The following is a 25372-nucleotide window of genomic DNA, read 5'->3' as shown; positions in this document are numbered from 1 at the left end:
TGCTAAAAATTAGAGGTATGTATGACTGCAAAAGGGTATGAGAACCTTAAGGTTAAGGCCGTCCGACTGCATACTAATTAGAATCTTTAGATAATTGATGATACAAGGCTACTCTTTATAGGGTGGCCTTGTTTTATTGAGAATCATAAAATAAAGCATGGCTGCTATATTTTATGGTTCAAAAGCTCAATCACTTTTAAGATCTGATCACGATTTTTGGCTGCTTTCAGCCACTTTGGCAAACGACTGGCTAATGAGTTATTCATCCAAGTACCTACATCTGGATCACGTTGCCTATAAATATTTAAGCGATAATGAAAAACAGATATACATTTCATCAGCTTTCGACGGCTGGGTTTATGTCATTAATTCTATAGAGTCACAACTGGATCTACTAGATAATGTAGTAGCAAATTTTTATGCATTTGGTAGTTATCGTATCGTAGGCTTTGTAGCATGGAAGCAGGTCGAAAACAGCCAAATAATCAGGCATTTTGCTTATACTGATGGTGAAGTGTTAGTAAACATTGGCTCTCAGACTCCAGAGGAAAAGCATCTAGGGTTCGTCAACTTATCGGGATTAAGCAATAGTGAGGCTACCGAAGTAATATTTAATGATGAAAACCTTGAGAATGATCTTATTGTATCTATGTTAGATGAAGACAATGTGATTAGTGTTTGTAATGAGTGGACAGAAAAAGATCCTTCTAGATTTGATGAACTTACGATAAATGCTGAGGACTTTCCAGAAAAAGGTGTCGGTGGAATAATAAAAACAACCTAAAGCAGATAACTACTACAAATACTTCAAGCAGTGCAAAATGAGACCGAGACATGGCGACAATAGAAGAAAAAATCAGTCAAGCTGAATACATCATTCATCAATTTGAGCTAGAATAGTTAGGAAGCGCTTTTGCTATTCTCAATGAAGTTATTGCCGATAATCGAGCGACTGAACTTGAGATAGCTGATGCTTTAAGCTTAAAAGGGTTTATAGTTGCAGGGCCTGCTCCATGTCATACTGAGTATGAAGAAGATGAAACTGGGCTGATCTATTACTTGCAAGCTTTAAAACATAATCCTTACCATCTTGGTTCGCTACTGAATATAATTAATTCATTTACCGAGCATGACATGAGACAGCCCTTTACTCGTGAAAATAAGCCTGCTTTTATAAAGGCTTACAAAGTATTGAGAGATGATTTATACGATAGTCTAGATGAAAACGGTAGAAATTGTCTGCTTAGATTTTCTGTTACGTACGACAAATTTAAGCAAGAAGTATTGTGACAAATCAGAGAACTCTGTTGAATATTTGAGTTAGATAACTTAAGTAGGTTTGACTAGAAATTCAAGACTAGAGCATTATATTCTGAGTGATACCATGAAATTTTATCAAGAAGTATGAGTGGAATGTTGGTATGAAAAAATTGGTACCGTATGGCTAATGCGTATGCGTCGTAAAAGAGAGTGAGTAGAACCTATCATAACAGCTATGGCTCATGAACCCTCTTAAGCTGCCACAATTCAAATCCCTAATAATAAGCCCATAATCTTATGAATTTCAATACACATTTAGAAAGAAATAAATTGGCTGTTATTAGCGCTCTCAGTAGTGACAAATCAATATTGATTGGTGAGTTTATAATTATTCTGAAAAACTCGGCTTCTTTATTAAAGACAGATGATTTTAATTTTTGGATTGATGAATTGCAAAACATAAATCATTCAGAAGTCCCAATGACAAAGTATGCAGTCGTTGACGCCCAAAAATCATGGAATGAATACAAATCTAGTAAAACAACTTTTAAGAATATACTATTAGATACATGTGAAAATCTATTTACCTACTGGCAAGGAGATGACCTCTGTAGTATGCAAGGTCAGTTCTACTATTATAAAGATAAGAATACAAATTTAGTTTTCAAGCAAAGTGTGTTTGGTTATATTGAATATGTTGATAGAGCTATAAAGAAGAGTACTGGTACTCAATTTGGTATCGCATTGATTTCAGATTTACATGGAATCGTTGTAGTTGATGACTTATATTAGCTAACCAATATATAAGACTATATCATCTCTAAAACTCTCTGCTTCATCAAGCTTTTCAAGAAACAGCTCAATTCTTGAAAGAATATACTTCCTTTCAGATAAGTAATAAACATTTTCTCCTTTCAGTAAGAATTTTCTTAATAACTTCAATTCTGTTATTACTTCATTGAAACTAGCTCTCTCTACCTCAATGCCATATAAAAAGGACTTTAACCAATATAGTTCATTCTCATTAGCAAACTTATACCAATAATCCCTATAAACTCTCTCAAAAGATATTGGAAAACTGAATTCTTCTTCATCCGAACTTTGCGCATTGTCAACCATTCCCATAACAGACATATTCTTTAACTCCACATATTGTTTTGAAATCGCAAGATACTCTCCGACCTAAGACTTAAGGTAATTAACGTTTAACCTAAACAAACTCCCTCTCAACATTCATCACCCTTGCATCCACCGTACGTTCTAGCTTTTCCTCAATTTGACTACATTGCGACTCGACCTCTCGTTTGGACAGTCCAACGATTACAAACGTCCATTCACTGGTATCATGTCGATCACGCTCACCGCTCTCACATACCGCGACGCTTGGTGTATTGCCAAAACGCGCGTGCAAGCCACCCATACGGTGGCGTTTTTCTTTTAGCGAGCTACAGCCGGGCAATGAAAACGTCAGCGTCAAAATAGCGATATGCACTTTATGCTCCTTGCCAAAAATACTTATACTTTATAGTATCATCAAATATAATATCGGATAATGCCTGCGCGTCAGCATCTATACCCTTTATAATAGGCTATCAACAACCAACATGCGTACTTCACATAATGACCTCTATCAGCTACGTAAAGCAGCAGCACATTACCCGACTATGCGTGCGCTGCGGCCTACTTCTTATGCAGTATGGCGCTGAGTCTGCCGTGGTGGTGGACTTGTCCAAACGCTTGGGGATTGCCTTGGGAATGAACAGCGTAGAATGCTCGCTGAACTTCAATGCCATTACCCTGACGACTATCTGTGATGAGCGCTGTATCACCACTACCAGAGACACGATCAATCAGAGCATCAACGTCAACTTATTGGTACAAATTCAGCAAATCGTTAATAAGACCGAAGACACCATCGGTAATGATGATTTGATAGACCTGACTACGCTTGCCTTTGATGAGTTAGACAAAACCGTTTATCCAACATGGCTAGTCGGCATATTCGTTGGCATTTCTTGTGCTGCATTTGCTTATTTGAATAGCGCCAGTTGGTTGATGACAGCGGTGACTTTTGTCGCTGGTATGGTGGCGATGCTCACTCGCATTTATTTGTCCAAACATCACTTTAACCCCTTTATCACGGTTATCGTGACGGCCTTTATTGCCTCTCTCATTGGCGCAACCACTTATTATTTTGATATTGGAAATAATGCCGATATCGCCGTTGCATCCAGCGTGTTGCTACTAGTACCAAGCTTTCCGCTCATCAATTCTTTTTCAGATATTTTAAAAGGCTATGTCAATATCGGGGTTGGGCGGGCTGTTTTTACCTATATGCTGACCCTATCCGCGTGCGTTGGCATTGTGATGGCGCTTGTTTTACTTCAAATACAGCACTGGGGGTTTTGACATGTGGTTTATAGAAACCGTTGTACTGTCGTGCATCATCACCCTTGGTTGGACGCTCATGTTCACCGTCCCCAAACGCTATATCTTACCGTGTTTGCTCATGACTGCTTTTGGGTTTGGACTAAAGACTGCGCTTGTCCATCAGCAAGTACATCTTGTAGTAGCCAGCTTTTTCGGTGCCATGCTCGCCAGTTTTTTGGGCGTGTATTTTTCTAAGAAGTATACCCTACCACCCAAAGCGCTCATTTCGCCAAGTGTCATCTGTATGATGCCCGGTATCGCCGCGTATAAGGCAATGGTCAGTATGGTACAGATTGGCTATTTCGGCTATTCAGACGAGTTGTTTAGTCAAATGATGGTGTACTTGTTTGAGGCTTTGTTTGTAACCTCAGGATTGGTACTGGGTTTGTCGATTCCTGGGCTGTTATTTTATAGACGTCGTGCTATTGTTTAAGTGGGTTTAGATGTCTAAATACTAGGTTATTTCTGACTAAACATTGATTATATTTAAGCGACTCAACCCACCTTAACCATAAAAAACTTGTAAGATGAATTATAAGACCCATTACAGTAGAGTCCAAAACAAGAGTATTCAAAACAATAAACCTTAAAACTGTACCAATAACAAGTTAATAAAGAGACCTGATTATGACCAAACATTATGACTATATCGCCATTGGCGGCGGTAGCGGCGGCATTGCCTCAATCAACCGTGCAGCCAGCTATGGCAAAAAATGCGCTATCATCGAAGCCAACCAACTGGGCGGCACTTGTGTGAATTTGGGTTGTGTTCCCAAAAAAGTGATGTGGTATGGCGCACAAGTTGCCGAAGCCATTCATAAATATGCGCCAGATTATGGTTTTGATGTTGAATTTAAAGGTTTTGATTTCCAAAAACTGGTGCAGAGCCGTCAACAGTACATCGAAAATATCCACCGCTCATATGACAACAACTTGGCCAAAAATGGCGTAGAAGTCATCAAAGGCTTTGCCAAATTTGTCGATACCAATACCGTAGAAGTGAATGGCGAACTCATTACCGCTGATCATATTTTGATTGCCACGGGCGGTCACCCGATTCAACCAAACATCAAAGGTGCAGAATACGGTATCGATTCTGATGGCTTTTTTGCATTGAACCATTTGCCAAAACGCGTTGCGATTGTAGGCGCAGGATATATCGCTGTCGAAATCGCAGGGGTACTAAACAGTCTGGGTGCAGAAGTGCATTTGTATGTACGCAAACACTCGCCACTACGCGCATTTGACCATACTATTGTAGAAACCCTACTGATAGAGATGGAACAAGATGGTATTCATCTGCACACCAACACTGCCATCAATGAAGTCAATAAGAATGACGATGACAGCCTGAACCTATCTACCAATAGTGGTGGCGAAGACTGTGTTGACACCGTAGATTGCTTGATTTGGGCCATCGGTCGTGCGCCATCAACAGACGGTATCAATCTGCAAGTGACAGGGGTCGCGACGACTGATACTGGCAAAATCAAAGTTGATAAGTTCCAAAATACCAATGTCGATAATATTTATGCAGTTGGCGATATTATCGAGAACAGTGTTGACTTGACCCCAGTGGCGATTGCCGCAGGTCGCCGTTTATCAGAGCGTCTGTTTAACAATAAGCCTAATGAGCATTTAGACTATACGTTGATACCGACGGTTATCTTTACCCATCCTGCGATTGGTACAATTGGCCTGTCTGAAATTGACGCGATTGAGCGCTATGGCAAAGACAATATCAAATGCTATAAATCGAGCTTTACCTCTATGTATAGCGCAGTGACTCAGCATCGCCAAAAATGCACCATGAAGCTGGTGTGCTTGGGCGATGACGAAAAGGTCATTGGCTTACATGGTATTGGCTTTGGTGTTGATGAGATGATTCAAGGTTTTGCCGTCGCTATCAAAATGGGCGCGACCAAGGCTGACTTTGATAATACTGTTGCGATTCACCCAACAGGCTCGGAAGAGTTCGTGACAATGCGTTAGTCATTATTGTATGACTTAAAATAAAAAGGCCACTCTGAATCGAGTGGCCTTTTCGTTTGGAATGTCCCGTCCTAGAATAAATGTTTTTATCTAATGCTCACATTGTCAAACTGCGTCAGATTTTCCAGACTTCCCTGCTCGCTCTGTGGCACTGACTTGAGTAAAACGCTCTTGTTAGCTTGTCTCACCGTAATGCCTTGCTTATTGATCTGATAGACTACAGGCTTATTGAGAAAGCTAAGTGTTTTTTTAGCAGTGTCATAAACAAATGGCCCATCATAATACAGCTCGACTCTGTCATTTTTATCTGCAAAGGCATAATACATCTGCTCACCTTCCTCGTTATAAGTCTTATTTAAGACCATTTTTTTACCGTTGTCTAAATCCAACTTATAAACGAACGGCAATCTACCATCGTAGTTTTCTTTATCGTACTCAGGTAACCTCTCATAGCTATCTTCTACCATTTTGCCATTCACTCTTGTGCTCTCGGTGATAGAAATTAATTGTTTTGGATTATATTCTTCCACAAGCACATGTACGGCCACTGGCTTATTTTCGATTACTTTATACTTTGTATATTCATGCCATGCTGCACCACTCTTAGTCATCGTATACAAAGTTTGACTGTCTTTATTTATACCAAAAAATCCGCAATAGCCTTGTGCTAAATCAGTAAATCCTTCACTAAGGACGAATGTGTCATCATTCTTGAGATAAACTTGATAAGAAGGCCCCCCATAGCAACCGTTGCGCCCATCTTTTATCGCTAAATCCTTTTGTCCATCAAAATTAAAATCTTCATAGATCAACACACTATGTTCACCATAAGGAATACTGACGATATTGGCACTTACTTTTTCACCCAATTGATGTTCTTCGCTATTACTTAACTCATATTCAATATCGATACTAGCAGGTTGACTGATAAGGGTTTTATGTGTTTTCTCATCTATAATTTTGATGATACTGTTCGCCTCATAGCCATACTCGCCTACTTGATCAATGACTGCATAATAATCGTCTGAGAAATCTTGGATTTGATAGCTTTGCGCTAAGGCTGAATAGGACAAGAGTGATGAAGCTAGCAGTACCGTCGGTAAAGTAATTGGTTTACGTCTCTTGCTAGGTATGAGAGCAATGTTCATATAGATATCCTTAGCACCAAAGATGATAGAGAAAAAGAAACTGCCATTAAAGCGTACCATGACCACCACATTAAAAGCATTTATCACAATAGTTAAAGCCACTTAGCAATTCCTGATACAAACAGTCATACAGACAGCACAATCTGGATGCTGCTATGATGCGATTAATACTGACTATTGATGAGAGTTGACTGTGTGGCAGGTGTACCTTTTTATATTACCGATTGGCTTGGGGATTATGACCTTGGCAGCGAGCTTACTTTGTTTATTTGCTTACCTTATGTCTGATGATAATGCCACACGCTTACCAGCCTTTAACTGGTTTAAGCGCTTAATCGTCGTGGCATTTTTATTGTTGAGCGTGGGGCTATTTATGACCTTTAGATATTTTTGGCGTTGATTCAGACATTATAGTTTTAAGTGTCTTTTCGCTAAAATAATATAATCAGCTAACGATTTTTTCTAATTCTAATAGCTCCAAATCTTGACGCTTTGGCTCGCCATTATTGCCATCGTTTGGAAATGGCATTTTATTACCATTTAACTGATAGCCACGGCGCTCATAGTAGGCTAATAACTCAGGACGATGGCTTAAAATAGACATGGTTAAACGGCTCGGCTGATTCTGTGACTGTAAATGGCGATCTGCAAAGGTCTCTGCTGCTTGCAGGATCACATTACCAACGCCCTGCCCTTGTAGTACAGGATGTACTGCAAACATACCGATATAAGCTTTTTTATTTGAGGTAGCATTGGTTTTGATATCAACAGCGATACAGCCAAGTATCTCACCTGTTTCTTCTCCATCACGGTCGCCGGTTATCGTTTTTGGATAAACAAAGTAATAGTGGTTAGGGTCATTGATAACGGCAGCAAGCTCAGCTGCTGTGGTTCTAATACCACCAATCAAATCTGCCTCATTGGTCCAACCTGCTGTCTCGCGATAGCAGCAATTCAATAGCTGCTCAAGTGCGCTAATATCTTCTAACGTTGCTTCACGTAAAAATACAGAGTCTTTATCAAATTGGTCTGTTTTTGTATGACCTTGATTTATATTATTTTCGCTCATATTATAATTTTTCCTTTTTCGTCTATGTATAGTTGAATTCAAATAATTTCGATACAAGGAAACCGAGTGCAAGTTATACATGAGTATACTTAACGAGGATGACGATGTAGCGGATTTATATGGATTTGACTATATAAAAAACTGGCTTAGATTCCTAAGCCAGCCTAGGGCATGTCATCAATTAGATTGTGAGGCTTAAAATGAGAAAAATTGTAGATAAATGAGGAAGAAATTGTCGTGAATATGAATATATTGACAAAATTCCTGACGATATTTATCAAAATTTAGCCATTTTAAGACCACTAAATGTATTAATGTGTTAATTGATGACATGCCCAAGATACTAATACTTATTGCTTTGTAGTGCTAGAGTGATAACACTTTTGCTTGATTAATAATATCGAATCCTGAGTTGATTTGAGCACGAGTTGGGGCTTGACCTATACGTAATAGCTCAGCAAAAGCAATTAGCTCTTGGTCGCGCCCTAATGTACTGGCCGCAGTGGCTCGGCTGTCCTCGCCTTCGTCATCGAAATAGTACTCGATATAATCGAGCGTGTCTGGCGTACCAAATAAAATACTGTGCTCGGGTGTGGCCGCATGACCGCTATAGCGTAGGCTTTTGCCATATTGCATGGTCCAAAAAAACGGCACACGAGCATCTAGTGTTTCTACCGTATCATCTTTTAATATTGCAGCGGCCGCCACAAGCCCATGCTGTAATGCCACGCGCCAATGCTCAATACGCATACGTCCCATCTGTCCATATGCCTTTGCAATATCACCCAGTGCATAAACTCCATCACGCAATTGCAGTTTACTGTCGACCTGTACACCATCAGGATCATTGACCTCTTCTAACAGCGCAGTATTGGCAGATACTCCTGTGCCTAAAATCACAATATCGGCATCAATCTGCTCACCATTTCCCAGTATCACACCGCCCACTTGTGAAAAGGTTTGGTTCTCTTCTTTATTCTCAGACTGATTGACAACCCTCTTAACCTCAGTGATTGCATTGACCGTGGCATCAAATACAAAGTTAATGCCATTTTCTTCGTGCAACTTGATAAGTGCATCACTAACGGTTTCTGAGACGATATTACCCATCACCCGCTTGTCTTGACCAATTACCGTAATCGAGGCCGTCGTGCCTGCCTGTGCCAAGGCTGAGGCCACCTCCATACCAATAAAGCCTGTACCAATAATCACTACTCGCTGATCATGACTGGCCGCCTTTATCAGCTTGGCATCATCCATACTACGTAAGGTATAAACCCCATCCAAGTCTACCCCTTTAATTGGGGGAATAGATGGCGACGATCCTGTTGCTACCACCAAATAATCGGCAGATATGGTTTCATCACTACTATTATCATTGTTGCTGTGACTACTGTCACTAACAACCATTAAAGTACGCTCATTGGGCAATACTTTGCTCACAGTTTGATTCAAGCGCAAATCAATATTATTGTTCGTGGCCCAGTCGCTACCGCCAAGCAGTAATTTCTCTTCTGGCATATTCCCTGCCAAAAAAGCTTTGGACAATAACGGACGATTATAAGGAGCTCTATTGTCAGCACTAATCAATGTGATATCACCGCCATATCCAGTATTACGCAAATAATGTGCCGTCATAAACCCAGCCGCACCGCCACCAACAATCACGGTATGAGTGTCTATCAATTTATCATTTGGTATATCGGTCTTTTCTTTGACTGATGTCGTCACCATCAACTCATCGCCAGTATCAGTCAGTTGATATTGGGTCAAGCCTTCGGTGGCGATTGGCTCTAACAATGTGCCATCACGACTATCAAAAGTAGCATGATGCCATGGGCAAACCACACGGTTGCCACAGCGTAACCCGTTGCCTAAATCTGCCCCTGCATGTGGGCACTTACCATCAAACGCATGAAACTCATCGTCGTCTCGGGTGATTAAAATGATACTATCATCCTCTTGCTTGTATGATTTCATGCCGCCACTTGGAATGTCTGCCTTGCTGATAGTAACTGTGTTAATCGTTGCATTGGTCATAAGTCTTCCTTAACAGTTATAATAGATTTCTAATAAAAACGATATGAAAACAACTCTATGATCTTTTCATACCCTATTCATCGATAGTAGCAAGACCATTTAGCACACGCTGTTTTTTTGTATGTTTACTGCGTTGCAAAACGTAATTTTCACGTTTCATCTAAAACCCTCTATTACCCTGACTTCCATTTAAAACTTACAATCAAAATAAAAGATTACTTTATGACTTATCCAGACAACCATCTCGAAACGCCTACGACCTCTACTTCTGAACCACATTTGGAGAGCAAGCCAGTTACGAGTACATCCGTTGATATAGCTGATATTGATATTACAGCAGCCTCAGATACTGAGCGGTTGCCGCAGCCGATGCAGCCACCATTAAAACGGGCAACTTATAAGGCTAATACTACGGATTTCATCGTTAATGAGATATTGCCATTAGACTTCACCAATGAAGGTGAGCATCTATGGTTGCATATCGAAAAATCAGGTATGAACACTGCTTATTTAGCCAAACTATTATCAGAGTGGGCAGAGATTCCATTACGTGATGTTGGATATTCAGGACTGAAAGATCGTCATGCACTAACGACACAGTGGTTTAGCCTACGAATACCAAAGAAGCAGTTACCAGCAACTGAGTTTGCACCGATAGATATCGGAGAGACAGAGTCAGTCACTATTCTCGCTCAGTATTGGCATAACAAAAAGCTCAATCGTGGTACGCATCGTGCCAATCAATTCGTGATTACCTTACGTGATATTCAGTTTGAAAATATTGATACTGAGACACCAAAACCTGAGCAGCTATTGTCTGCAAAAAAAACAGTCGAGCAGTATTTATCGAATATTAGCCAAAGTGGTGTCCCCAATTATTTTGGTCCACAGCGCTTTGGACGTAATGGCAATAATATTAGAGAAGCCTTATCACTATTTGCACGTCCACCGCGAGCGCCTCGCCCATCGTCTAAAAAGAGTAAAAGCAAGCGTGCGCCACGTGAGCAAAACACGATGGAGTTGTCTGCCGCCCGTAGCTTGATATTTAATGAGATATTGGCAGTACGCGTACGAGATGGTAGCTGGAATACTGGTCTATCTGGTGAAGTGTTTAATCTAGATGGCTCAGGATCGATCTTTACCAGTGAAGAGATAGATGACACATTACGTGAACGAATGGCTAGTGGTGATATTCATCCAACGGCTGTGATGTGGGGCATAGACAATGATAAAGTCAGTAGTGCGGCGGCTGACGTTGAAAATGATACCGTACAACATAGCCCATTACTGATGCAGTTAGCAGCAGGATTAGAGCAGCGTGATATCAAAGCACAACGACGAGCGCTGCGTCTACCTATCGAAGCGTTAACATGGGAATGGCATGATTCAGAAGAAGACTCGCAAACGCTAGTATTGAATTTCACGCTAACGACTGGCAGCTTTGCAACCAGTGTATTGGCAAGTTTGGTACAGCAGTTAGTTTTTTAATCAACTATAGTATAGTCGGTAGATACTGATTACGACCTTCATAGATGGCAGTAGTCATCTATGAATGTTCAGCTGCTTGATTACTTTCTAATGACTATAAAGCGAATCTATCTTGTCATCGCCTGATTCTGACATCTCGTTAGCACTCACAACTTGATTGCGCCCGAGGCTCTTAGCCTTGTACAAAGCCTTATCTGCCCTACAAATTAAACGCTGGCAAATATCTTGGGGCAATTGTGTGAGTTCAGTTTGGTTATCAAACGTTTTTCCAATATACGATTTATTTAGCTGTGAATGATCAAGCTGACATCCCGTTTCTGTTTTGCCTGCCGCTCGATTCGCTTTCTTAAAAGACATGCATTCTTTATAAGTCAGCGTGTACAATCCGAGACTAGCGGTCACATTAAAGGTAATATTGTCATCGACCATGATGGTTTGTTCAGCAATGCTTAGCCGTAGTTGCTCAGCAATGACCATCGCACTATCATGCTTTGTATTTGGCAGTACAATCAAAAACTCTTCACCACCATATCGGCTAACAATTGTATCATCCGTTAAAGACTGCGACAGCGTCTGTGCCACTGTGATCAAGACTCGATCACCCACATCATGCCCGTAATTGTCATTAACTTCCTTAAACCAATCCAAATCCAATAGGATAACGCTGATATCTTGAGACTCCTCTATCGTCACCAATGCTTGCTTCATTTGCATCAGACCATAACGACGATTCTTTAGTTGTGTCAGCTCATCTTGATTGGCATGTTGTAAGGTTTCTTTTCTACTGTCATCTAATATCACCAACAAAGTACGGAACATATAAATAATAAAAATAGCTTTTGGTAGCGACATATAAATATGTGTAGAGCGCCACAACAGATTAGAAGATTGACGCAGGTAATTGACACTATCCCAATTTAACCTTCCATTTGGCAGAACAGTGGCAGCAGTAGCGTCTTTCATCATAGCCATCTCACTATAAGTCACATAACTATGAATATTAGGAGGCAGCGTCGTGGCTATCATTTGGCGTAAATTGGGTATCGTAATGCCAACATAAGGAATGAGTGTTACCACCAAAATAGCAATGATTTGCCCTATAAATGCTCGCCATACATACCGCCGGCTAATGAGCATCATACCCAACATCGTACCACCTACTAACGAGACACCCGCTACCAAGCTGCTATGTCCCAATACTGCGACAATAAAGGTAATATAGGCACTATAAATAGTGATGAGTATCGCTTGCCATGTATATATATTGCTCTTGGCTTTTCTAACTGGTGAAAAACGACTGGACATCCATAGTAAGAATACACCTACCACAGACACACCGATCCATATTGGATACAGCAGATTCATATCAATGTAATTACTATAAGCATCACGGCGATACCAAACAAATAAGCACCACAGCCAATGCGAAAAAACATCCATCACCATGAATGCTGCCAGTAGTGCCGTCCTATCAGCTGCTTGCCATTCAAAAACTGCTTTAGAAAGCTGTTTGTAGCCTAGATAAAACTTAGATACAGCCATAATGGGCTACCGCAAATAAAAAAATTGATAGAGCTAAAACCAGAATAACAACTCATGATTGCTACTTAAACCAAAACTACTTATTCAGTGTGGACATTTATGCCCGAGTTATCAATCCATTTGATAGATTCACACGTCAATACTTGACGCTTTGTTTTAAACATTATTTAAATCTATATATTAACTCAAGCAACGTTTAAGATTAACCTATAATCAACCACTTTTCAGTGGATTTTATAGGTATTTTTTGAATAGTTGTAACACAGATTAAGCAAACATCTTAAAAGACTGCCAAACCCCTTGCTGTTCAGGGTTCAAGGTCGGTACATCACCCAAACGTCGCCACGGCATATTACTACCATGAAAGTCGCTACCGATTGATGTGACAAGATCGTGCTCAGCGATACTACGATCAACCATTCTTCGGGTGCTAACTGGTTCACTATTAGAGGGCAGCTCACAAGCATCACCGCCCAGTTGGGCAAACTCTTCGATCAGTTTACGCACACGAGTTGCTGAGAGTTGATAACGAGTCGGATGCGCCAGTACAGCCTTGCCACCACACGCATGGATTAGCTCGATACCATGCTGCATCGTTAGCGCCTCGATCGCCACATAAGCAGGTTTATTGTCCGCCAGATATTTATCAAAGGCTTTTTGTACGGTTTTTACTTCACCACGCTCAAACAATACTTGACCAATATGCGCACGCCCTACTGCTTGAGGATTACCACCTGCTTTCACAAGTACAGCCTGCCATAGCTCGTCATAACTGATATCTAGCAGTTCACTGAGCTTTTCCGTGATTTTCTGACCACGAGTGGCGCGACTGTCTTGCAGTTGCTGCAATGTTGCATGCATTTTGTCTAAGTCTGTAAAATCAAGCCCGAGTACATGGATAATCTTGTTGGTCGATTTGTTTTTACCATAACCACCGCTGAGCGTATGCTCACAGCTTATCTCAACACCATTAATGAGTTGCATATCACAGGCTGTAGCAGCGACTCTCGCCTCATCAATCCCCGCCAGTGTATCGTGATCAGTCAATGCCAATACATTGACGCCAGCCGCATGGGCGCGTTGTATTACTTCCGTTGGTCCATAAGTACCATCAGAGCAAGTACTGTGGCAATGTAGATCGAATTTCATAAATAAGCCTTAGCATTTTAAAATAATAAGCATTAAAGAGAGTAAAAAGAGAAATACAGTGGTAGCTAGCCGTTGTGTTGTGTAGTCTATTCAATACGAAAGTCATTCAAGCAAACCGAGTGTAGATGTATATTAAATAATTCAAGCGAGATTAACGCAGTGACATTTTTATAGTGGAGTGACTGTATTTAATATATATAAAACTACTGACATTATCGAATAGTTATATTTGGCAGTAGTGCTGCTCATGAGCCATAATCATAAAGTGTTACTAAGCCAGTCCGCTATATAGTACGATTATCACGTTGATTGCTTTTTTTTGGTGCAGTAGACGTGTAAACTACACCCCATACGTTTTTGGTGGACACCCTATTTGTTATGAAAGCCCTATTAGACTTTATTCCTTTAATTGCCTTTTTCATTGGTGCGCGTCACAGTGGTATTTTGGCAGGGGCCGGTGCTTTACTCATCGCCACGATTATCGTTTATGCGATTCATTTTATTCGCCAAAAAGGCAGGTTTGATAAGCAGCAATGGGTTGTTTTATTATTAACCATTCTGTTTTGTGGTGGTACCTTAATCTTACGTGATGACATCTATCTGCGTTGGAAATCACCAATTATCAACGGTATCTTTGCCTTGACTCTATTAGTAAGTGCTGCGATTAATAAGCCTCTGATGCAGCTAGCAATGAAAGATGTTTTTTCGCTCACAATGAGTGGCTGGAAAAAACTCACCATCGCTTGGGCATTGTTTTTTGCCATGATGGGTGTCTTACATTATATCACAGCGTTTACGATGTCAGATGAAGCATGGATCAACTTTAAAACGTACGGCTGGATTCCAATTATGTTGGTATTCGTTGTGGCCCAGTTTGCGGTATTGAAAAATTACTTAAATCCAGAATTGACAAATAAAACCACTAAGTAAGAATTAGGCTATTATTTTATAATAAATACTATCTATAAATATCCGTATTAATCGCTATAAATTAAGCTTTATTGATTAGGGTCTGTTGAACATTCAATAGACCCTAAACACACTTTACATCAATCATCACTTTATTGAGGAAGTCTTATGTCCTTATTTGCCATTATTGGTCACGATGTTGCAGAGAGCAGCGCGCAACGTCAGATTACCCGTGTTGAACATCTTGACCGTCTTAAAGCATTGAACAATGAGCAGCGACTCATTATTGCAGGTCCAAACCCTATTGAGCATGGTCAAAGTGCTATGTCAGGCAGTCTAATCATTGCTGATTTTGACTCTATTGAGGCCGCGCAAGCATGGGCAAACGAAGAGCCTTACTTGCGTGATGGTGTGTACAGCCATGTAGATATCAAGCCATTCATTCAAGCACTACCAAAACCGGATGACAGCACATCAAACAAAGTAGCAGCGTCGTGAGCCAGCGTGTCTCTTATTTGAATACACGTCATTATAAACTCAGTATAGCTACCCTAATGTTTATGGCTGCTGCATCGGTACAAGCTGCACCAACAGTCACTACTATGGATGTGACCGACCCATTAGCAACGATACCGGTGACAGAACCTGAAGCACTAAACGCGCCACCAACCAGTAACTCGGCATTGGATATCAATCGTACTTTAGCAGCGCAACTGCAGCCGTCTAAACAGGCGCTGTCTGATGCCAATCAAGAATTACTAAGCCGCAATGCACAGCTGCAGCGCCAAGTAAACGACTTGCAGACTCAAGCAAATGTCTTGGTTTATGAAAGTAAAGGTCAGATTTTCTTATACGGGGCATTTACAGTATTAATCAGTCTATTGGTTGGTATCTTTATCTCGTGGCTAGTGTTTGTCCGCCGTGAGCGTTGGTAGCGCACTCTCTCTTTATTGCTCTGTCCTATGTGAGTGTCTATGTCTATTATGTTCACGTCTAAGTCCACGTCTGCACCTAAAGAAACGCCTGATTCTCCTGCGCAATCTAAAACTGCTAATTCACTAAACATCATCACTCCTGCCAAGATTAATTGGCAGGTAGACGATACGGGTAATCAAGTACCCGTATCAGGTGAGTTTGGCGATGTGTATTTTTCGCATTCAGACGGTCTAGCAGAGTCACGATATGTGTTTTTGGCATACAACCAACTACCAGAGCGACTGGCAAACCTTGCTCCAAAACAATGTTTTACGATCGCTGAATTGGGCTTTGGTACGGGACTTAACCTATTAGCCACTTGGCTGCTATGGCGACAGTTACGCGAGACTAATCCACAACTAGCAACGGCTCGTCTGCATTTTATTACCACTGAAAAGTTCCCGATACCCATTGCAGATTTAACACACATACTCACACTGTGGGCGCAGCGTGCGCCTGAGCTTACAGAGTTAATCACACCACTTTTGGCCGCCTACCCGCCCCTGATCGCTGGCTCTCATCGTTTGAGTTTTTTTGATGATAATTTGACCGTTGACATGTGGTTTGGTGATGCTGCTGAGAGCTTGGCTAGGTTAGCATTAGACACCTCTATAAAACCTACGCCCTGCGTTGACGCATGGTTTTTAGATGGCTTTGCCCCTTCTTGTAATAGCACTTTATGGGCAGAAAATATCTTTGCTCAGATACAACGCTTATCAGGCCCAAACACCACCGCTGCGACTTATAGCAGTGCAGGTATCGTTAAACGTGGGCTAAGAGAGCATGGCTTTGAGATTAGTAAAGTAAAAGGCTTTGGTCGAAAGAACCAAATGCTAACAGCCGTCATGACTGAGACTGCATTGGAAAGTTCATCTGCAGTTAATAGTCAGAACAAGCCTGCTAACATTACACAAAATATTCCTACTTATAGCAACCTTAAGCCTGATCACAGTATCGTCATTGGTGCTGGTGTCTCCGGATTGCTAACGGCTTGGTCACTGGCCAATCGTGGTATCCAAGTCACTTTATTAGACAAATCCGCACCCTTAGCAGGTGCATCAGGAAACCCCCGTGCCTTACTTGCTCCCAAAATGACACCTATTCATCATGTTGATGAGCATTTACATACTATGGGGTATCTCTACAGCAGCAGGCTGTATCATGTGCTAAATGAAACAGCTGCACAGCAAAATACAGCACCTATACTAGAGCCAACAGGCGCCCTTGATTTACTGATCAAAGCCAATATCGGCCCAAAGCAAATTGCAGATTATCCTGATGACATGGCAACCACGTTATCACTTGTACAGGCGCAAGATGCCAGCGGATTAAAGACGCAGGATGTATCGGAGAATCTATATCTACCGCAGTCAGGCTTAGTCAATCCACAAGCCTTAAAAGATACGATTCTGAACCATCCGCTCATCCACTTTCAGCAGTTAGCCGTCAATGATATTAGCGAGACAGAAAATGATGTTTGTGTTGAAGGGTATGATCAAAATCAACAAGTGACATCCATAACGGCTGATAATGTGGTGGTTTGTGCGGCATTTGAAAGCCATCAATTAGATCAGCGTATTTTTGACTGTCGAAAAATTCGTGGGCAGCTTTCTTGGTTTACGCCGACAGCCGAACAACTCGCAAGCTTACCTAAAATACCACTCAAATATAGTGGTTACTGTACGCCATTCACTGCCCAAGTATATGACGGACAATTAAACGATGTTACAGAGTGCAGTCCTCAGTTTCTACTAGGGGCGAGTTTTATACGTAATGATACGGACACGGGTATCCGTCAGGAAGAGCATCAGATTAGCCGTGATAAATTGGTCACTGCCATTCCTGAGATGGCGTCGGTTGTGCCGACAGATATAAGTGGATGGCAAGGACGTGCTGGTGTTCGTACCCAGACACCTGACTACCATCCTATCGTAGGACAATTGATTGATAGCGAACGCGTTTGGGTAATGAGTGCGATGGGTGCTAAAGGCTATGCCATTGCACCACTATGTGCTGAGGCTCTAGTAGATAGGATGCTAGGCTCGTTTACACCTTTATCAACCGCGATGCTAGCACGCCTATCACCAAATCGTACGCGTTTGCACACACCGCTGACTTAATTTTTTCTTGTAGTCGAAGACTTTACTCATTGCCTTCCATTCTAGATTTAACCGAACCGAAAAGCGATTTTCCAGAATCAGATTCAGGTGCCCCTTGATGAGCAATTTTAGCACTGCCGTCATTTTTCACCGTAGTCATAGGGCTAGCAGTCAAAGTTCGAATTTGTGCTTCGTCACGCGTGTTCTTTTGAATGGTCACAGCGGCAAACAAACTCATGGTAAACGCCATCATATAAAAGCCTTTTTCACTGAGACTTAAGCCTCCAGCATTCATTAGACCCATCACGATAAGTGCAATAGACAATCCTAAAGCTGCCCAACTGATTAAGTAATACATATTCGTCGTTGGGATACCCTCACTACGATCACGCAGGGTTTTTTGCAAACTGATTGCCGAATAAAGACCAAGCGCTAGCACTGCTAGATAATAGCCCTTTTCATTCAATAACATACTTTGTGCATTCCATAGTCCCAGTAGATATGCAAGCACACCGACCAGCATGACTGCCCAAGAAGTCCCAACATATGCAGTCGTCGGCTTATATGCGGCTAGCTGACTCTTAGTAATCGTGTCGTTGTTCATCATGGTCCTTAATTAAAATAAGCAAATATTCAGTAAAGAGATACAACTTTTATCGACCTCTGTTTTGCCTTAACATAACACAAGCGTGTTATATTGTAATCTAAAATTATTTTTAAGATAAACAGCCTTTTTAACGCCAGAGTCCCAACATGTCTTTTTTTGCCTTACTCATTTTGCTTAGCCTAATTCTTATCGTACCTATATTTTTTGTGATAAAAGAAAAATCTAAGCGCACTCAGAATGACTCTATACAACGTCATCAAGAATATCTAGCATCTGCGCATCATATCGCGTCCCAGTCTCAAGCAGAGGTGATCTCAAGAGAGAAGGTAGAAAACAACCAAACTAACAAGCTTGACGTTATTAATTTTTCAGCTCACCACCCCTTTATTAAGCTGCTCTATGATGAGCAAGTTCCTAAGGTCTTCCGAGCCACGATGGATGATATTGGGCAGCAATACGAATCGACTCACCATGATGAAATCACTGAATCGCAATTATTTACCCTTAATAAGCTCATCGCGACACGTGTGCCAGAATTGATTACGGATTATCTGAGCCTTAATCAACATTATGCAAAAACGGTCATCATTGACAGAGATCAACAAAATACCAGCTATGACGTCGTGTTGAGTCAGCTAAACTCAATTTTAGACTTTTCACAAAAACTGAATACCCAAAGCCAAAATGGGGTCGTTGATAAGTTACTGGCCAGCCGCCGATATCTGGATGATGTCTATAAAGAAAGTGGCATGGCAGCCGATAGTCTAAAGATAAAGTGAGCCTCGTATGTCTTATCACCAAACCACCCTTACGTTACCTGCTTATGCGCGCGGTATTCATATTATCACTCCGGTAATTGAAGACGCGATTGACCAGCTGATACCTCACTCTGACAATGCAGGGTTGGTGCATCTGTTTTTGCAGCATACCTCTGCCAGCCTAGCCATTAACGAAAATGCTGATCCCGATGTCAGACTAGATACCGAAGACTGGCTCAACAAAATCGCACCCGCTGATCAACCAGAGTATCGCCACACCCTAGAAGGTTCAGATGACTTGCCAGCCCATTTTAAAAGTATGCTGTTTGGCGTGAGCTTGACCATTCCACTCGTCAATGGAACGCTAGGATTAGGGACGTGGCAGGGTATTTACTTGTGTGAACATAGAGACAATCTTGAAAAATATGGCGGGCAGCGAAAGCTGATTATTACGGTTAATATTTAACAGCATCACTGACTCTTACGTTTTACTGTGCTTAAATAGAGCACGCTTATTGGATAATTGCCTTATTATGAACAACGTTACTGTAACCCCACTAAAATTCAAGTCCTACTATAAAATAATCCCCGCTGTTTTCTTTAGCGCACTACTACTGACTGCCTGCCAAAAAGACCCAGAACCTGAAACTGCCAATGAAGTACAGACGGAGACAGCTGTACAAACAACGCCCGTCATGACTAACATCAATGTTGCTGAGGATGCCGAAAGCATAGATAGTAACCCAGCACAATTACCAGAAAATTCAGAGCGCAACATTAATTTAAATAAGTTAGAAGGCGATCTTGAGACTACTAATGCCGCAGCAAACAATACTGCTGTAGCACCCGATCCTGAGCAGGCCATTAAAGGTGCACAAATCACGGATGTCCGTTATAAAAATGCAGCAGGTGAAACTCTATCCGTCGTCTTTGAAACCTCGGCGGCAGGTACTCTCAATGCTATTGTCACCTTGCCCAATAAACCAAAGCTGACGCTAAGCGCACCAGAAGGTCAAGGTAATAACCCTACGTATCGTTCAAACGATGGTAGTATTCAGTTAGTCAGCCATGCTGGCGGAGGCACTGTCGATCTCGTCCAAAATAACAAAGTCACGAGCTTTGATGCGGTCAGTGCAGAAGCAGAAGTCATCACTGAGTAATATCTGAGCCTTAACATTTATAAAAATTTGCCATAAAAAAGGCGGCACACGTTAAAATAATAACGTGTGCCGCCTTTTTGCTTATTCTTTTATTTTAGCCAAACCCAGTGGTTTGCCCAAACAGGCTGACCAACCAACTGATCATTGCCCATAATCCCCAACCAATCACCACAATAACGATTAACCCTAAAATATCAGGGATATGCAAATACAGCCAAGCGACGATTGGCTTACGCCAAAAAAAACCAAAACGACTTTGCTGTTGCCTATCTTCTAGTGATTGATGCAAAAATGGTCGATCCATATGCATCGTTTCGGTGATGCCATATTCATCACGTAGATGCTCATGCACGATACCCAATGTCTTACGACTCGGACGCATAAATATATCGAGCAGCGTCCCAATACCAGGCACGATACCGACTACCATATCAATAAGTGCTAGCCTGACTGCTGGTGTCATCTTATGCGCTGGCACACCTAACTGACGACCCAATATAAACGCGTAGCTCGTCAATGCTAATCCGGCCAAATCACCTGCCAGCGGAATGGTTGAAAGCGCCGCATCCGCACCCATACCTTGTTTGGTAAACGGTATCCGTACTAGCGAATCCATTGTATTGGCAAACTTTGCCAGTTTACGCTCGGTCGCGATGACTTGCTCGCGTGTTAGACCATGCTCAGCCAACCTTGCCTGATAATCTATAACTGACTCATTCGCCTCAGTTGGTCTTTTTGCTTTGAACCTCGGCAATTTATTGAACTTATCCATTAAATGTCGTCCATATACAAGCGATCGCAATGAGAGCAAAGATGTAACGGCCTACCCAGATATTGGCTAAAAATGCCTGAAAGCAAGCCAATGCATTGTAGCTAGCACAAGCACTGTTTTGCTTGGCAAACATCATAGCCACTAGCGCCAAACCAAATATTGGCGTAACACCCAATGTAGTCGGCGCAAAATAATGCCACATGACCACGCCCATAATGAGTAAAAACAATGTTTGTAGCAGCGAGATGATAATCACATCATAGCGGCCAAACAGTATCGCCGTTGATTTTACCCCAATTTTCAAATCGTCCTCGCGGTCAGCCATTGCATACTGCGTATCGTAAGCTACCGTCCAGCACATATAGGCTAAAAACAATAACCAACACCAGATGTCAGGAGCACCTTGTACCGCCACATAAGCCATCGGTATCGCCCAACCAAAAGCTGCTGCTAAAAATACTTGCGGCAAATGTGTATAGCGTTTCATAAACGGATAAATGAACGCCAATATAACGGCACCAAGCGACCAATAAAACACAGCAATAGGCAAGAAAAATAGCAGACTGGCACTTAATAACACCAACACTAAAAATGCAGCGATGGCTTCTTTACCTGATAAACGCCCGTCCGCTAATGGGCGTCCTTTGGTACGGGTCACATGGCCATCTACTTTTCGATCAGCAAAATCATTGATGGCACAACCAGCTGCCCGCATAAAGATTGCGCCCAATGCAAATATTATAAATATTTTGAGACTGGGCAGCGCTGCCGTTGCTCCTTGCTGCTGTGCTTGACCCATCGCAGCCAGCAGCACGCCCCATAATGTTGGCCATAGCAGCAACTCAATGCCCACTGGCTTATCAAAACGGGTTAGCTGGATGTAGGCCTGTAATTTGTCTTTAAATGTCATGGCTTTTTATTATCATCAATAGAATATGTTGTATGCGCCCTTATAGACTTTGCTAAGAGCGACTAGAATGACTACTTAATGAACTGACTACTGGCTACTGAACTTGTTGCCATAATCGATTGGCTTCGATTAGTGACAGCTCAGGATACTGTTTGCGTAACGCTTTAATCGCCGGAATCTTATCTTTCTTTACTGCTTGCTGACGCAAAAATGCCAATTGCTCTTGTGGATTGCTCAGCTCTTTTAGACGCGCTTCAAGCCGAAGGATTCGGGTACGCAAAATGATATTGATCAATAATAGCACCGCACCCATGGCCCAAATAATTAGCGTTGACATTCCTTGCTCCTAAATCCATTTTTTTAAACTTAATGATTATAAACCTGCTAACTAGGGCGCATCCTCATCACTAAATACCCTAGTTAAAGCGTTCTAAACAAAATAACCATCAAAACGTACTGCTTCATTATGCCAGCTTTCATTAGGTTGTTGGCTTGCTAACAATGGCGCATGCTGAGATCGTTTTACGATAACGCGCCCAGATTGCTGCTCATACTTACTGACAACCGCTTTTGCGGATATTAACAGCTGGCATTCTTCGTCCAATGTTGGAGGGCTTGCCAATTGATGCAATGCCTGCATGTGCTTACCAACTTTAGCACCCTTGCCTGTCTTGCTATCTTGATAGCTATCCTCTGGAAACATAGGATCCAGATAGACAACATCGATGACGTTACTCTCACTAGTATCTGAATCAGCTTCTAGTCTTTCAAAATAACTAAGCGCATCCGTATTTATAATCTGTAGACGCGACATCAGCTTTTGCCAATTCGGCAATGCACTCATGCGCTGCTGCTCTACCAATAATAGCAATGCCATCAATGGCTGCTGCTCAAGCATGATGACTTGGGCGCCCGTACTGCCCAATATCAAGCTATCATGCCCAAAACCCGCCGTCGCATCAATGATGCAGCTATCCGATGTGAGTTTGGCAGCTTGTAATAGCAATTCAGACTTACGTCCTGCACTCACCACACGACGTTGCAGTTTGTCCCACTCTGGTGCGACACTCAATCCATCACTAAGCCATGATAGTTTATTTTTATCGTCCAATAACAAAATAGGTTGAATGGCTATTTGGCTTAATTGCTGACGACGTTTTTGCGTCAACTTATCGACAGACAACTCAGCTTTTAATTCGATTGGTAATCGGTGCTGCTCTATCAATACTTGCAAGCTATCCACTTGGTCTTGTTGCGACTCACTCACATAGAGTAACTGGCACTGCATAAAGGCATTAGCCTGTTTAGAAGCTTGTTGCAAACTGCTCATGACTACTCTCTTTTTTACTACTTATAAAGCCATCAATCATCGTGAGGGCTTAACCTGCCATTTGATAACCAAAGCCCCAAGCGGCGACCAATACAATGATACCAGTGATAATGCGCAACCAAGCAAAGATCGTAAAGTCACGACGGCTCACCCATGCTACTAGCAAGCGAATGCAGAGTAAAGCAACGATAAATGATACGACTGTGCCAACGCCCAATACTAGCCAGTCTTCACTATTGGTCAATACGTCACCATGTTTGATTAAATCTAATAGTGCCGCGCCTACGATAACTGGAATACCTAAAAAGAATGAAAACTCTGCTGACGCTTTGCGCGAGACACCAAGCCATAGCGCACCAATAATAGTCGCACCTGAGCGTGACGTACCTGGTATGAGAGCTAAACATTGAAGCAAACCAATCATCAGCGCAGTTTTTAGACTGACGTCTTCTGCTTCTTCTGCAATGACCGTCTTAGGGCGTTTTTCTACATAAAATATCAGCAGACCGCCGATGATGAGCATAATCGCAACGACGATAGGATTGAATAAATAGGCTTTTATTTCATCGGCAAAGGTAAAGCCAACGATCATCACAGGAATGGTGGCGACAATTAGGCTAAGTCCCAGCTGTCTTGGATTGGTCATGCCTTCTGCTTTACCCGTTAGCAAGCCCATAAGCGCTTGCCATAGTCTGCCCCAATAGTCATAGATAACGGCCAAGATAGCACCTAGCTGCACAACGACGACAAACAAGTCGACCTTTTCTTTGGTCCAAAATCCCATCACATCTGCTGATAAAATTAGGTAGCCAGTGCTAGAAATGGGTAAAAACTCAGTGATACCTTCAACGATACCCATGATGACAGCTTGAATTAATAAAATGATATCCACGGTGGCTTTCCTAGATACAGACCTATTGGTTCGTACAGTTTTTAGTGTGTTGTTATATTTTACATAGCGTTAAAAATAATAGGGATTGACTACGCTTTACCTTGCTCTTTAAGGGTTTTCCAAGCTTGGTTACGTAAGTATTTCGGTAAAGCTTGTGATGCTTCGGTCCCACCTACCGCTATAAACTGGGCGATACCGAGCTGACCGATAACTACTGCATCCGGCGACACGTCTTCATGAAAAATCTGATTATCGTGCAATGTTAATAGACCTGAGCCATTACCAACAATGGCTATATCGAGCATAGTCTGACTGTCATAATCTAATAGCTGCTCAGTGCTATCACTATCAGCAATCAGCACTGGCTGCATAATGGCTGCTTCACTATCGATTACTGCATACTGCCCAAAATACACTTGCTGCATACGGGCATCAAGCGCGCTATATACTTGTGTCAGACCATACTGCTGATACGCACACTGTGCAATTGCTTGCAAGCTAGATACGCCTACGCAAGGGATGTCATGTGCCACAGATAGCGCTTGCACCACTGCTGTATTGATTCTAATACCACTAAATGCACCAGGACCTCGATTGAATGTTAATGCCTGTATATCAACAAGCTTTAACTGCGCTTCATATAAGGCCGCATCAATCATTGGCAAAATCTGCTGAGTCTGCTGACGTTTACCAGTCTCGGTATGACTCGATAGCACCTGACCATTCGAATCCAAAATTGCGATTGAGCACTGATCAAACACGGTATCCATTGCTAAAAACATCATAACCTCGGCTTATAGTCTGGGCATTTTAAAGTAACTTGATAACTGAATATTATAAAA

General features: G+C 41.9%; 27 protein-coding genes. 13 read left to right on the top strand and 14 right to left on the bottom strand.

Going from position 1 to position 25372, the window contains the following annotated elements; translation table 11 throughout:
- Positions 1 to 157 precede the first annotated feature (157 nt).
- The gene (locus I6E61_RS10340; RefSeq protein ID WP_197134274.1) at positions 158 to 784 is read left to right on the top strand and encodes a hypothetical protein; all 627 of its coding nucleotides are present in this window, start codon (positions 158 to 160) and stop codon (positions 782 to 784) included.
- A 773-nt stretch (positions 785 to 1557) separates the two neighbouring features.
- Complete coding sequence (locus tag I6E61_RS10335) at positions 1558 to 2052, top strand: hypothetical protein (protein WP_197134271.1); 495 nt, start codon at positions 1558 to 1560, stop codon at positions 2050 to 2052.
- Here the strand turns inward: I6E61_RS10335 and I6E61_RS10330 are convergent, their stop codons facing one another.
- Positions 2053 to 2394: a hypothetical protein gene (locus I6E61_RS10330; protein ID WP_197134268.1), complete on the bottom strand. Its 342-nt coding sequence runs from the start codon at positions 2392 to 2394 to the stop codon at positions 2053 to 2055.
- Between the two features lie 76 nt (positions 2395 to 2470).
- A complete protein-coding gene (locus I6E61_RS10325) occupies positions 2471 to 2752 on the bottom strand; it encodes a DUF503 domain-containing protein (RefSeq protein WP_197134265.1) in 282 nt (93 codons plus the stop codon).
- A 128-nt stretch (positions 2753 to 2880) separates the two neighbouring features.
- Between I6E61_RS10325 and I6E61_RS10320 the strand changes: the two genes are divergently transcribed.
- The 3 genes from I6E61_RS10320 (at position 2881) to gorA (ending at position 5682) form a co-directional block, all read left to right on the top strand.
- Complete coding sequence (locus I6E61_RS10320; protein WP_197134262.1) at positions 2881 to 3669, top strand: threonine/serine exporter ThrE family protein; 789 nt, start codon at positions 2881 to 2883, stop codon at positions 3667 to 3669.
- Between the two features lies 1 nt (position 3670).
- The gene (locus tag I6E61_RS10315; protein ID WP_197101656.1) at positions 3671 to 4123 is read left to right on the top strand and encodes a threonine/serine exporter family protein; all 453 of its coding nucleotides are present in this window, start codon (positions 3671 to 3673) and stop codon (positions 4121 to 4123) included.
- A gap of 194 nt (positions 4124 to 4317) precedes the next feature.
- Complete coding sequence (gene gorA / locus I6E61_RS10310) at positions 4318 to 5682, top strand: glutathione-disulfide reductase (RefSeq protein WP_197134259.1); 1365 nt, start codon at positions 4318 to 4320, stop codon at positions 5680 to 5682.
- 86 nt (positions 5683 to 5768) lie between these two features.
- On the opposite strand, the gene I6E61_RS10305 is transcribed toward gorA, so the two are convergent.
- The 3 genes from I6E61_RS10305 to I6E61_RS10295 all read right to left on the bottom strand — a co-directional run bounded on the left by I6E61_RS10305 (position 5769) and on the right by I6E61_RS10295 (position 9939).
- Positions 5769 to 6932, bottom strand: coding sequence for a hypothetical protein (locus I6E61_RS10305; RefSeq protein WP_197134257.1), 1164 nt, complete (start codon positions 6930 to 6932; stop codon positions 5769 to 5771).
- Positions 6933 to 7275: 343 nt separating this feature from the next.
- A complete protein-coding gene (locus I6E61_RS10300) occupies positions 7276 to 7899 on the bottom strand; it encodes a GNAT family N-acetyltransferase (RefSeq protein ID WP_197134254.1) in 624 nt (207 codons plus the stop codon).
- 366 nt (positions 7900 to 8265) lie between these two features.
- Positions 8266 to 9939, bottom strand: coding sequence for an FAD-dependent oxidoreductase (locus I6E61_RS10295; RefSeq protein WP_197134251.1), 1674 nt, complete (start codon positions 9937 to 9939; stop codon positions 8266 to 8268).
- A gap of 222 nt (positions 9940 to 10161) precedes the next feature.
- Between I6E61_RS10295 and truD the strand changes: the two genes are divergently transcribed.
- Positions 10162 to 11427 (top strand): tRNA pseudouridine(13) synthase TruD, encoded by a 1266-nt coding sequence (gene truD, locus I6E61_RS10290; RefSeq protein ID WP_197134248.1) that lies wholly within the window; start codon positions 10162 to 10164, stop codon positions 11425 to 11427.
- Between the two features lie 87 nt (positions 11428 to 11514).
- Here the strand turns inward: truD and I6E61_RS10285 are convergent, their stop codons facing one another.
- Positions 11515 to 12969 carry a GGDEF domain-containing protein gene (locus tag I6E61_RS10285; RefSeq protein WP_197134245.1) on the bottom strand — a complete coding sequence of 485 codons (1455 nt, stop codon included), beginning with the start codon at positions 12967 to 12969 and terminating at the stop codon, positions 11515 to 11517.
- A gap of 267 nt (positions 12970 to 13236) precedes the next feature.
- Positions 13237 to 14118, bottom strand: coding sequence for a PHP domain-containing protein (locus tag I6E61_RS10280; RefSeq protein WP_197134242.1), 882 nt, complete (start codon positions 14116 to 14118; stop codon positions 13237 to 13239).
- A gap of 378 nt (positions 14119 to 14496) precedes the next feature.
- Between I6E61_RS10280 and ispZ the strand changes: the two genes are divergently transcribed.
- The 4 genes from ispZ to mnmC all read left to right on the top strand — a co-directional run bounded on the left by ispZ (position 14497) and on the right by mnmC (position 18122).
- Entirely contained in the window at positions 14497 to 15048 is a 552-nt protein-coding gene (gene ispZ, locus I6E61_RS10275; RefSeq protein ID WP_197134240.1) for a septation protein IspZ, read from the top strand.
- A 147-nt stretch (positions 15049 to 15195) separates the two neighbouring features.
- Complete coding sequence (locus I6E61_RS10270) at positions 15196 to 15525, top strand: YciI family protein (RefSeq protein WP_197134237.1); 330 nt, start codon at positions 15196 to 15198, stop codon at positions 15523 to 15525.
- Entirely contained in the window at positions 15522 to 15962 is a 441-nt protein-coding gene (locus I6E61_RS10265; RefSeq protein ID WP_320158586.1) for a hypothetical protein, read from the top strand. Before I6E61_RS10270 ends, I6E61_RS10265 begins: the two co-directional genes overlap by 4 nt.
- A gap of 48 nt (positions 15963 to 16010) precedes the next feature.
- Positions 16011 to 18122: an FAD-dependent 5-carboxymethylaminomethyl-2-thiouridine(34) oxidoreductase MnmC gene (gene mnmC / locus I6E61_RS10260; protein WP_197134690.1), complete on the top strand. Its 2112-nt coding sequence runs from the start codon at positions 16011 to 16013 to the stop codon at positions 18120 to 18122.
- 22 nt (positions 18123 to 18144) lie between these two features.
- Here the strand turns inward: mnmC and yiaA are convergent, their stop codons facing one another.
- The gene (gene yiaA / locus I6E61_RS10255; protein WP_197134234.1) at positions 18145 to 18705 is read right to left on the bottom strand and encodes an inner membrane protein YiaA; all 561 of its coding nucleotides are present in this window, start codon (positions 18703 to 18705) and stop codon (positions 18145 to 18147) included.
- A gap of 149 nt (positions 18706 to 18854) precedes the next feature.
- On the opposite strand from yiaA, the gene I6E61_RS10250 reads away from it, so the two are divergent.
- The 3 genes from I6E61_RS10250 to I6E61_RS10240 all read left to right on the top strand — a co-directional run bounded on the left by I6E61_RS10250 (position 18855) and on the right by I6E61_RS10240 (position 20626).
- Positions 18855 to 19487 (top strand): hypothetical protein, encoded by a 633-nt coding sequence (locus I6E61_RS10250; protein ID WP_197134232.1) that lies wholly within the window; start codon positions 18855 to 18857, stop codon positions 19485 to 19487.
- Positions 19488 to 19494: 7 nt separating this feature from the next.
- Positions 19495 to 19932 (top strand): secondary thiamine-phosphate synthase enzyme YjbQ, encoded by a 438-nt coding sequence (locus I6E61_RS10245; RefSeq protein WP_197134229.1) that lies wholly within the window; start codon positions 19495 to 19497, stop codon positions 19930 to 19932.
- 67 nt (positions 19933 to 19999) lie between these two features.
- The gene (locus I6E61_RS10240; protein ID WP_197134226.1) at positions 20000 to 20626 is read left to right on the top strand and encodes a hypothetical protein; all 627 of its coding nucleotides are present in this window, start codon (positions 20000 to 20002) and stop codon (positions 20624 to 20626) included.
- A 94-nt stretch (positions 20627 to 20720) separates the two neighbouring features.
- On the opposite strand, the gene I6E61_RS10235 is transcribed toward I6E61_RS10240, so the two are convergent.
- From I6E61_RS10235 to tsaB, 6 genes are all read right to left on the bottom strand, one after another.
- The gene (locus tag I6E61_RS10235) at positions 20721 to 21398 is read right to left on the bottom strand and encodes a DUF4112 domain-containing protein (RefSeq protein WP_197134223.1); all 678 of its coding nucleotides are present in this window, start codon (positions 21396 to 21398) and stop codon (positions 20721 to 20723) included.
- Positions 21391 to 22308 carry a 4-hydroxybenzoate octaprenyltransferase gene (gene ubiA / locus I6E61_RS10230; protein WP_197134220.1) on the bottom strand — a complete coding sequence of 306 codons (918 nt, stop codon included), beginning with the start codon at positions 22306 to 22308 and terminating at the stop codon, positions 21391 to 21393. Before ubiA ends, I6E61_RS10235 begins: the two co-directional genes overlap by 8 nt.
- A 94-nt stretch (positions 22309 to 22402) precedes the next feature.
- Complete coding sequence (locus I6E61_RS10225) at positions 22403 to 22645, bottom strand: hypothetical protein (protein WP_197134217.1); 243 nt, start codon at positions 22643 to 22645, stop codon at positions 22403 to 22405.
- A gap of 93 nt (positions 22646 to 22738) precedes the next feature.
- A complete protein-coding gene (locus tag I6E61_RS10220; RefSeq protein ID WP_197134214.1) occupies positions 22739 to 23638 on the bottom strand; it encodes a class I SAM-dependent methyltransferase in 900 nt (299 codons plus the stop codon).
- Between the two features lie 49 nt (positions 23639 to 23687).
- The gene (locus I6E61_RS10215) at positions 23688 to 24530 is read right to left on the bottom strand and encodes an undecaprenyl-diphosphate phosphatase (protein WP_197134211.1); all 843 of its coding nucleotides are present in this window, start codon (positions 24528 to 24530) and stop codon (positions 23688 to 23690) included.
- An 89-nt stretch (positions 24531 to 24619) separates the two neighbouring features.
- The gene (gene tsaB, locus I6E61_RS10210; protein WP_197134687.1) at positions 24620 to 25312 is read right to left on the bottom strand and encodes a tRNA (adenosine(37)-N6)-threonylcarbamoyltransferase complex dimerization subunit type 1 TsaB; all 693 of its coding nucleotides are present in this window, start codon (positions 25310 to 25312) and stop codon (positions 24620 to 24622) included.
- Positions 25313 to 25372: the final 60 nt, after the last annotated feature.

It is taken from the genome of Psychrobacter sp. NZS113 (genome assembly GCF_015864825.1).
In the GTDB taxonomy this organism is placed as follows: Bacteria; Pseudomonadota; Gammaproteobacteria; order Pseudomonadales; family Moraxellaceae; genus Psychrobacter.
Note: the sequence above shows the minus strand (reverse complement) of the source record. Positions and strands in the feature narration are given on the sequence as shown.

Coding starts and splice junctions, on each gene's coding strand:
- I6E61_RS10340 (WP_197134274.1), top strand. CDS start 158: ATGGCTGCTATATTTTATGGTTCAAAAGCTCAATCACTTTTAAGATCT.
- I6E61_RS10335 (WP_197134271.1), top strand. CDS start 1,558: ATGAATTTCAATACACATTTAGAAAGAAATAAATTGGCTGTTATTAGC.
- I6E61_RS10330 (WP_197134268.1), bottom strand. CDS start 2,394: ATGTCTGTTATGGGAATGGTTGACAATGCGCAAAGTTCGGATGAAGAA.
- I6E61_RS10320 (WP_197134262.1), top strand. CDS start 2,881: ATGACCTCTATCAGCTACGTAAAGCAGCAGCACATTACCCGACTATGC.
- I6E61_RS10315 (WP_197101656.1), top strand. CDS start 3,671: ATGTGGTTTATAGAAACCGTTGTACTGTCGTGCATCATCACCCTTGGT.
- gorA (WP_197134259.1), top strand. CDS start 4,318: ATGACCAAACATTATGACTATATCGCCATTGGCGGCGGTAGCGGCGGC.
- I6E61_RS10300 (WP_197134254.1), bottom strand. CDS start 7,899: ATGAGCGAAAATAATATAAATCAAGGTCATACAAAAACAGACCAATTT.
- I6E61_RS10295 (WP_197134251.1), bottom strand. CDS start 9,939: ATGACCAATGCAACGATTAACACAGTTACTATCAGCAAGGCAGACATT.
- truD (WP_197134248.1), top strand. CDS start 10,162: ATGACTTATCCAGACAACCATCTCGAAACGCCTACGACCTCTACTTCT.
- I6E61_RS10285 (WP_197134245.1), bottom strand. CDS start 12,969: ATGGCTGTATCTAAGTTTTATCTAGGCTACAAACAGCTTTCTAAAGCA.
- I6E61_RS10280 (WP_197134242.1), bottom strand. CDS start 14,118: ATGAAATTCGATCTACATTGCCACAGTACTTGCTCTGATGGTACTTAT.
- ispZ (WP_197134240.1), top strand. CDS start 14,497: ATGAAAGCCCTATTAGACTTTATTCCTTTAATTGCCTTTTTCATTGGT.
- I6E61_RS10270 (WP_197134237.1), top strand. CDS start 15,196: ATGTCCTTATTTGCCATTATTGGTCACGATGTTGCAGAGAGCAGCGCG.
- mnmC (WP_197134690.1), top strand. CDS start 16,011: ATGTTCACGTCTAAGTCCACGTCTGCACCTAAAGAAACGCCTGATTCT.
- yiaA (WP_197134234.1), bottom strand. CDS start 18,705: ATGAACAACGACACGATTACTAAGAGTCAGCTAGCCGCATATAAGCCG.
- I6E61_RS10250 (WP_197134232.1), top strand. CDS start 18,855: ATGTCTTTTTTTGCCTTACTCATTTTGCTTAGCCTAATTCTTATCGTA.
- I6E61_RS10245 (WP_197134229.1), top strand. CDS start 19,495: ATGTCTTATCACCAAACCACCCTTACGTTACCTGCTTATGCGCGCGGT.
- I6E61_RS10240 (WP_197134226.1), top strand. CDS start 20,000: ATGAACAACGTTACTGTAACCCCACTAAAATTCAAGTCCTACTATAAA.
- I6E61_RS10235 (WP_197134223.1), bottom strand. CDS start 21,398: ATGGATAAGTTCAATAAATTGCCGAGGTTCAAAGCAAAAAGACCAACT.
- ubiA (WP_197134220.1), bottom strand. CDS start 22,308: ATGACATTTAAAGACAAATTACAGGCCTACATCCAGCTAACCCGTTTT.
- I6E61_RS10225 (WP_197134217.1), bottom strand. CDS start 22,645: ATGTCAACGCTAATTATTTGGGCCATGGGTGCGGTGCTATTATTGATC.
- I6E61_RS10220 (WP_197134214.1), bottom strand. CDS start 23,638: ATGAGCAGTTTGCAACAAGCTTCTAAACAGGCTAATGCCTTTATGCAG.
- tsaB (WP_197134687.1), bottom strand. CDS start 25,312: ATGTTTTTAGCAATGGATACCGTGTTTGATCAGTGCTCAATCGCAATT.